This window comes from Candidatus Contendobacter odensis Run_B_J11 (genome assembly GCF_000531125.1).
In the GTDB taxonomy this organism is placed as follows: Bacteria; Pseudomonadota; Gammaproteobacteria; order Competibacterales; family Competibacteraceae; genus Contendibacter; species Contendibacter odensensis.
In genome coordinates, this window is sequence record NZ_CBTK010000073.1 from 1 (window position 1) to 4,893 (window position 4,893).

Annotated in this window: 4 protein-coding genes; 3 read left to right on the plus strand and 1 reads right to left on the minus strand. The window is 58.5% G+C overall.

Going from position 1 to position 4,893, the window contains the following annotated elements; genetic code table 11:
• Positions 1–380: 380 nt before the first annotated feature.
• Positions 381–1,973 (minus strand): GMC family oxidoreductase, encoded by a 1,593-nt coding sequence (locus BN874_RS06310; protein ID WP_034431573.1) that lies wholly within the window; start codon positions 1,971–1,973, stop codon positions 381–383.
• Positions 1,974–2,216: 243 nt separating this feature from the next.
• On the opposite strand from BN874_RS06310, the gene BN874_RS22260 reads away from it, so the two are divergent.
• From BN874_RS22260 to BN874_RS06325, 3 genes are read left to right on the plus strand one after another with little or no spacing between them, the layout of a single operon-like run.
• Positions 2,217–2,984: a helix-turn-helix transcriptional regulator gene (locus BN874_RS22260; RefSeq protein ID WP_051497498.1), complete on the plus strand. Its 768-nt coding sequence runs from the start codon at positions 2,217–2,219 to the stop codon at positions 2,982–2,984.
• Between the two features lie 12 nt (positions 2,985–2,996).
• A complete protein-coding gene (locus BN874_RS06320) occupies positions 2,997–3,770 on the plus strand; it encodes a TatD family hydrolase (RefSeq protein ID WP_034431574.1) in 774 nt (257 codons plus the stop codon).
• Positions 3,763–4,491, plus strand: coding sequence for a tRNA threonylcarbamoyladenosine dehydratase (locus BN874_RS06325; protein WP_034431575.1), 729 nt, complete (start codon positions 3,763–3,765; stop codon positions 4,489–4,491). The genes BN874_RS06320 and BN874_RS06325 overlap by 8 nt, the downstream gene beginning before the upstream one ends.
• Positions 4,492–4,893: the final 402 nt, after the last annotated feature.

A 4,893-nucleotide genomic window follows, 5' to 3' on the forward strand; every position in this document is an offset into this window, starting at 1 on the left:
TTGCCGTTCTCAGGAACCTACCGCCAGTTGGGCGGGAAGTAACGCTTGTGGAGAGGGCGTGAGACCTGGGGGAGCATGCGGTCGCCTCATCGGCGTAAAGCTCCCCACCCGTGGGGAGTTGAGTGGCGAAAACCAAGCCGTACCCCTGGGCAGCCTCGATGAAGCAAGAAGTGAGTCATGGAATAAAAGACCATGATTTACGCAACGGATGAATGTGTTCACCCACCTGCGGCAGCTATTTTTACTGCAACCTGTAGTCGTGGCATGACGAGGGTAGGTAGTTACGATAAAAGTAATAAGGGTACTGCCGCAGTCTGAGCAATAGTTTTAGTTTTGCCCAGCCGTGAATGAAACGGTGGTGCAGATTGCCTGATTTGCCATCACGCTGGCTCCGCCAGAATCAGTTCCGCTACCTTCTCACCGATGACGATAGTTGGCGCATTGGTGTTGCCGCCGATCAGGGTCGGCATGATCGAAGCGTCCACCACCCGCAGCCCGCTCAGGCCGTGAACCTGCAGTTGATCGTCCACTACCGCCATTGGATCGTGCCCCATCTTGCAGGTGCCAACCGGGTGATAGATGGTCTCAGCCCGGCACCGGATGAACTCCCGCAACTCCTCATCGCTTTGCGCCGCTTTACCAGGGAACAGTTCTTCGCCGCGATAACCGTCGAAAGCTCGTGCTGCGAGAATTTTGCGACAGGTCTTCACCCCCGTTAGCAAGGTTTCCAAATCGTCCGGGTGGCTCAGATAGTTGGGTTGAAGCAGCGGCGGATCGTATGGGTCAGCGCTTTTTAGCGCCAGATGGCCGCGACTCTTGGGCCGCAGGTCACAGACATGCAGCGAATAGCCGTAGCCGAGCCAGATGCGCCGCCCGTGATCGTCGAGAATGGTCGAGGTCAGGTGGTATTGCAGATTGGGCAACGGCAAGGCGGGGTCGGATTTGACGAAACCGCCGGCTTCGGCCAGGTTGCTGGTCAGGAACCCGTACCCGTGGCGGCGATAGTCAACAATGCTCTTGAGCAGCCGGGGCAGGAATGACAGCGCGAAGCCGTAGGAGGCTCGTCGGCATTCGCGGTGAGCGACGATCACATCCAGATGATCCTGTAAGTTCTGGCCAACGCCAGGCAGTTCATGCACCTGTGAAATGCCGTGCCGTCCCAGTTCGGCGTGCGGCCCGATGCCGGATAGTAATAAAAGCTGTGGCGAATTGATCGCGCCGCCGGATAGTAAAACCTCGCGCTGCGCCTGAATTTCGACCGTCTGACCCTCGCGGGTCCGATAGGCCACGCCCACCGCCCGCTTGCCCTTGAACAACACCCGACTGGCCAGTGCATGAGTGATAATCATCAGGTTCGGGCGCTGGCGGATGGGATGCAAATAGGCGCGGGCACTGCTACAGCGCCGGCCTTCCTTTTGCGTCAACTGGTAAAAACCGACTCCTTCCTGCTCGGCACCGTTGAAATCGTCACTCAGCGGATAACCCGCCTCGCCCGCAGCGCGGACAAAAACCTCGCTAATTTCGCTGCGTTGGCGCGGATCAGCGACGTTGAGCGGCCCACCGACCCCGTGATGCTCGGACGGACCGCGTTCCTGATGCTGTGAACGCTTGAACAGCGGCAGCAGCTCCGCATAGCTCCAACCCTGATTGCCCAGTTCCGCCCAATGGTCGTAATCCCAACGATGACCCCGGGTGTACACCATGGCATTGCTGGAACTGCTGCCACCCAGAGTTTTGCCACGCGGCCAGAACAAGCGCCGCTGATTCAATTGTGGCTGCGGCTCGGTCTGATAACGCCAGTTCATCGTTTTGCTGCGCATCATAAAGAACATGCCGACCGGAATGTGAATCCACGGGCTGGTATCTTCTGGTCCGGCCTCTAACAAACAGACCCGCCGGTTCGGGTCAGCGGACAGCCGATTAGCCAGCACACAACCGGCTGAACCTGCGCCCACGATGATGTAGTCGTACATGGCTCCGATCCTCTGGCCCGATACATGGCCGGGCCGTGGTTTACGCGGCGACGGAAGTCGCGAATGACACAAGGCTAATCACTTCACGAGGACTGGGCTTGTCGAAAATGGCAACGCTTTGTCGAAACTGGCTAGTCGGGCGCTGGAAAACTACACTTTGCAACAGTGCGGCAACCCGTCGCCGCTTGGGAAAACGTGGCCACGGCCCACGCACTTCAAATGACACCAAGAGAAAACACCACCTTGAGCAAGCTGTACATTTGGCAAAATCGCGGCTTTTTCATGGGCCGCCTGCCCGATATCTCCGAACACCGGCTGGGTTCAGCAGCGTTGTGCGTAGGCATTGATCAACCATTCCGGGTTTTGGAAAGCGAAAGCAGCGGTTGGCGAGAAGGCCGCAGCGTGCTGGTTCCGCCGGGCTGCCTGCACGAAATCCAGGTCGGCGGCGCAATTATGGCGATCCTGTTCGTTGAGCCAGAAGGTACCGATTACGCCACCATTCACAACGCCATGTTCGACGGCGAATGGCAATGTCTGTACGGATTAGCCGACGAAGCTGCGGTACTGGCCGCGTTGCGCGATGCTTGGGAACGCCAGCCGGACGCTGCCACGATCCACAATTTGCTCGACCGCCTGATTCCACCGCCCAACCCGGAAGATCGCCAGCATCCGCTGGATGGTCGGATTCAGCGGGTGATCCGGCTGATGAAAGAAGATGTGACCCACAGCTACTCGATGAACGAATTGGCTGAGTACATCAATCTTTCGCCAACCCGGCTGGTTCATCTATTCAAGGCAGAAGTGGGAGTGCCGATTCGCCGCTTCCGGCAATGGCATCGGATGCGGGTGGTCGCGGCGTTGATCGCCAAGGGCGATACGCTCACCGATGCGGCGCTGGGCGCCGGTTTCGCTGATTCCTCGCACTTCAGCCGGGCCTTCCGCAACATGTTTGGTATCACCCCGTCCTCGGTTTTTGGACGCGCCGCCAACGTACAAATTGTGATCGCCTGACGGGCGTTCCTAATGCTCGCGCTGATTGACAGCCATAGCCATTTTGACGACGCCCGCTTTGATGCCGACCGCGACGCCGCCTACCAGCGGGCGCATACCGCCGGCGTAAAGGCGCAGGTGCTGGCGGCGGTCAGTGCCCGGTTGTGGCCGCAGCTTAAAACCGTGGCGGTCCGTTATCCGGGGCTGTATCCCAGCTACGGCCTGCATCCGGCCTGGCTGGCCGAACATCGGCACGAACATCTTGATGTGCTGGCCGACTGGTTGATTCGCGAGCGACCGGTAGCGATTGGCGAATGCGGGCTGGATTACTATCTGCCGAATCTCGACCACAACCAGCAGGCTGAGTATTTCACCGGACATTTGCACTTGGCTCGCCGCCATAATCTGCCGGTTATTATTCACGCCCGTCATGCGGTGGATGATGTGATCAAACAGGTGCGACGCTATCCGGGCGTGCGTGGAGTGGTGCATAGCTTTTCCGGCAGCGCGGATCAGGCCCGGCGGCTGCTGGATTTGGGCGTCCTGCTTAGTTTCAGTGGGCCGCTGACCTATCCACGGGCGACCCGCTTACGGAGTCTGATCCAAACCTTGCCGCTGGACGGGTTCATGCTGGAGACCGATTCACCCGACCAGCCATTGAGCAGTCATCGCGGCGAACGCAACGAACCCGCTTATCTGCCGGAAGTGCTGGCCTGTGTCGCTGAACTGCGCGGCGCCGATCCGGCTGAAATTGCCGCTGCCACCAATGCCAACGCCTGCCGCCTGTTTGGAATCCCCGATGTCTGATCCCCACGCTCGTACTGAAATCCTGATCGGCGCTGAAGGGCTGGCCCGATTGCGGGCCGCGCATGTGCTGGTAGCCGGACTGGGCGGAGTCGGCGGTTACGCGGCGGAAGCGCTGGGCCGTGCTGGCGTCGGTCGCTTGACCTTGCTGGATCACGATACGGTAGCCCCGTCCAATCTCAACCGGCAACTGCTGGCGCTGCATTCCACCCTCGGCCAATCCAAGGTTTCCGTTATGGCGGCGCGGCTGCGCGACATTGATCCCACGCTCGAATTGACCCTGATTGGTGATTTCCTCCAGGCCAGCGGCGCGGAGGCATTGATCACTGCCGCCCGGTATGATTACGTCGCTGATTGCATTGACAGCATCGCCTGCAAAGCGGCGCTGGTCGCGGGGTGTCATCGCCACGGCGTACCGGTCATATCGGCCTTGGGCGCAGGGAATTGCCTGGACGTGAGCCGGGTGCGGGTGGCGCAATTGAATCAGACTCAAGTCTGTCCGCTGGCTCGTGAGTTGCGTCGGCAATTGCGGGCACTGGATGCGCCACTGAATTATCCGGTGATCTACAGCGACGAAGCCCGTCGGCAACCGCTGCCGCATTCACCACTGGACAGTGACACGCCCGGTCGACCACGAGCAATCAATGGCACGATTTCCTACATGCCGGCGCTGTTCGGGGTAATGCTGGCGGGAGTGATCATTCGGCGGTTATTAACGCTTTAGACCGGCCCGCGCCGCAACCGGTGAAATCTCCATAAAACCCTTGTTGAACGTCTCCTCGTCGTGCAGCAGCGACGCTGCATAACCGACTTTTCTGGTTCTTTTGCAATTCCCGGAGCCTTTAAGCACAATGCTATATAGTCTTCCCAATTGATATCCAGACATGCATTATGCAGTGGACTCTTGAAAAGCAGCATATCGAGTATCTGGGAGTTGAAAGAAGGATCGAACTTTTGCTATTTGTTGTTGCAATAGCTTTAGAGCAGAATGGATCCTTCGATTTAAGTCAAGCTTGCTTATTATCGGTTGCTTGCCCAGTTGACGATGTTTCACTTCCTTCCAAACCTGTCCATTCCACACATCTTGATCCTGGAGCTGCTGCCCCTATCTGATGGAATCGGTACA

Excerpts from the sequence above, each read along its gene's own strand:
- BN874_RS06310 (WP_034431573.1), bottom strand. The coding sequence starts at position 1,973 with ATGTACGACTACATCATCGTGGGCGCAGGTTCAGCCGGTTGTGTGCTG.
- BN874_RS06320 (WP_034431574.1), top strand. The coding sequence starts at position 2,997 with ATGCTCGCGCTGATTGACAGCCATAGCCATTTTGACGACGCCCGCTTT.
- BN874_RS06325 (WP_034431575.1), top strand. The coding sequence starts at position 3,763 with ATGTCTGATCCCCACGCTCGTACTGAAATCCTGATCGGCGCTGAAGGG.